A 2,751-nucleotide genomic window follows, 5' to 3' on the forward strand; every position below is an offset into this window, starting at 1 on the left:
CCCCTGCTTTATATATGGATAAAGACATCATAAAGTTTGCTGCAAGCATTGAAGCTGAATTGGATGTGGATTTGTACACTAATCCTTATGAAAATTGAATTTAGCGACTAAAAGATAAAAATTTTATTGAACAAACGGGTGTTTGAGGAAAAGAGTGGGGTTCTTTTTCTTCTTCAAAAAACGGGGCAGGCTAATTCACAAGTAGTATGATATGGACGGTTCCTTCAATGGAAACACTAAATGTAACTAACAGGGGCTTTTGTTACCTCGACAAATAAAAAAGCACTTTAATTTAAGGTACCAAAAAAAGGGTATTTTTGATATGCTATTACCATAGATTAGTAAAATCTGTGAAACTATCGTGTTCGCTATACCTCTATATGGTGGTTGCAAAACTAATTCATGTCGCGAGTAAAATTATAGTGAAATTTGCGGTAAAATTTTAGACCACACCAACAATAAAACAAAAGAACGGGGATGTACACATGAAAAAAGTATTCGGAACAATCGGATTAGGAGCTCTTGCACTTGGAGTATTAATAGGTGCTGGAAATCCAACAACAGAAGAGTTTCACCAAGGAGAAAAACCACTTAAAGTTTTCAAATCTGAATCTACAGGTGTTGAAGTGGAAGTTCACGCAACTAATCCTGAAGAGGCTGAAAAAATTAAGAAGGAACAAGGCTGGACAGACAATGAGCCTGTTACAATAATGAAGTAACCCCTTGAAACAGGGAGGTTGCCATATCCTCTTTAGAGCTTGAATTTTCAAACTAATCACACTAAAAATCAAACAGAAGACATAGTGAGGGACCAAGATGAAGAAAGTATTCAGCACAATCGCACTAGGAACAATGGCACTTGGAGTGTTATTCGGAGCAGGAAGTCCAATCAAGCCAGCTTCTGCAAATGGTGCAGACGGCCAAACAGTAGCGAAAACAGCAAAAGAGTTTCACCAAGGAGAAAAACCGCTCAAAGTTTTCAAATCTGAAGCTACTGGAATTGAAGTGGAGGTTTACGCTTCTAACCCAGATGACGCTGGGAAGATTAAGAAGGAACAAGGCTGGAAAGATAATGAGCCCGTTAAAATAATGAAAGATAAAGACAAGGCTAAAAACAATGAAGTAAAAACATCCTTTAACAATGCTATTAACGCAACCAGGTCAAGTTTGATTAACAACTTTGGAACGATCAAAGCTTCAGCACACACAGACACAGGTGGCTGGGACGTGGTAGGTACTGAAAAATGGATAATGGACAAATATTGGGACTTACAGACTGACACTATCTGGCACTCACATGGAGGAGACTACATGTTCCGTCTGCCCGCACATACATCATCTGGTGCAACTGGAAACGGAGCAGACCCAGTAGGTTATGCGGAGCTTTATGAGGATGACGGAAGTTTAGGAGATGACTATGTGGGAAGCTGGAACTACTATCCTTCTTCATACTCTATTGATTATATCGTCCGGAACATCGGCTCATTTGTAGACGGAAGTTATGCAGAATTTTACACTACTCATGCAGGGAATTACTCTCCGCCTTACGGAAGGATTGAAAACGTAAAATACTATGATTGATTCTAGGAGATTATCAAGAATCCTAGTAAACAGAGACTCTAGCCTAATTAGGTTGGAGTCTTTTTGATTTATGAAGGGGCTTAGGTTAATCTAGGCAGCTTTTTCTTATTGTAGGGGCAGATTAGCTAAAGAAGTGTACAAAGTAAAATGTTTTAAAAATACCGAGTTGAAGGCAGTGAAGTATACGTGTCCTTGTTGTGATTATAAAACACTAAATGAAGAAACACCAGGTACACACGATATTTGCAACATTTGTTTTTGGGAAGATGATTGGGTTCAATATAGTGACTATGAAGGCGGTGCAAACGAAGTTTCTTTAAGACAGGCACAGCATAATTTTATAAACTGGAGCTTGTGATGAGGGAAGTATTAAGTTTGTAAGAAAACCAAATAAAGAAGATATTAAAGACCCAAATTGGAAACCGTTATGATTATACATATCGATAAAATGATTAATCCCGACAGGACTAAGAGCTGAAGATCCAGTGCGATCGGCAGCTCTTTTTTCTTATTCAATAAACGGGGCAGCATTCCTGTAATAAAGGAAAATGGAGTTTGAACAAAAAAATAACCTACCCCTGATTATAGGGGTGGATATTGCGAAATTCAAGCATGTGGCACATGCCCAGGATTTCAGGGGAATGGAATTTGGATCCCCTTGTTATTTCGAAAATACAAAAGAAGGTTTTGAGCATTTTCTTTATTGGATTTCGGAAACGAAGAAAACACATAGTATGGAGAAAGTGATTGTCGGTAAGGAGCCAACAGGTCATTATTGGTTTAACCTGGCTCACATTTTAAATGAAAACGAGATTAAGTTTGTAGCTGTAAATCCCTTGCACGTCAAGAAAAGCAAGGAGCTTGATGATAATTCTCCAACTAAGAATGATGTAAAAGATGCCAAAGTCATTGCCCAACTGGTCAAGGACGGAAGATACGCCGAACCTACTATACCGCAAGGTGTTTATGCCGAACTCCGTGTGGCAAAGAAAATTCGCGATCTTTTAACCGAGGACCTAAAACGGTCCAGGGACAGGTGCACAACTGGATTGACCGGTATTTTCCGGAATTCTTGAAGGTCTTTAAGAAGTGGGAGGGCAAGGCTGCATTACAATTCTTACGGCTTTATGCTCTACCGCATGAAATAGCCAATTTCACAGAAGATGAATT

Annotated in this window: 2 protein-coding genes and 2 pseudogenes; all 4 read left to right on the forward strand. The window is 39.0% G+C overall.

What is annotated here, in order from left to right:
• Positions 1–485 precede the first annotated feature (485 nt).
• Positions 486–719, forward strand: coding sequence for a hypothetical protein (locus DFO72_RS28985; RefSeq protein WP_113885928.1), 234 nt, complete (start codon positions 486–488; stop codon positions 717–719).
• Between the two features lie 97 nt (positions 720–816).
• Entirely contained in the window at positions 817–1,581 is a 765-nt protein-coding gene (locus DFO72_RS28990) for a hypothetical protein (protein WP_113885929.1), read from the forward strand.
• A gap of 175 nt (positions 1,582–1,756) precedes the next feature.
• Positions 1,757–2,012, forward strand: a pseudogene (locus DFO72_RS28995) (CPCC family cysteine-rich protein).
• Positions 2,013–2,129: 117 nt separating this feature from the next.
• Positions 2,130–2,751: pseudogene (locus tag DFO72_RS29000) on the forward strand (IS110 family transposase); the annotation flags it as partial.

It is taken from the genome of Cytobacillus oceanisediminis (assembly GCF_004366035.1).
Classification (GTDB): Bacteria; Bacillota; Bacilli; order Bacillales; family Cytobacillaceae; genus Cytobacillus; species Cytobacillus oceanisediminis_C.

Bases quoted from the DNA above. Each gene is read 5' to 3' on its own strand.
- DFO72_RS28985 (WP_113885928.1), top strand. From the start codon at position 486: ATGAAAAAAGTATTCGGAACAATCGGATTAGGAGCTCTTGCACTTGGA.
- DFO72_RS28990 (WP_113885929.1), top strand. From the start codon at position 817: ATGAAGAAAGTATTCAGCACAATCGCACTAGGAACAATGGCACTTGGA.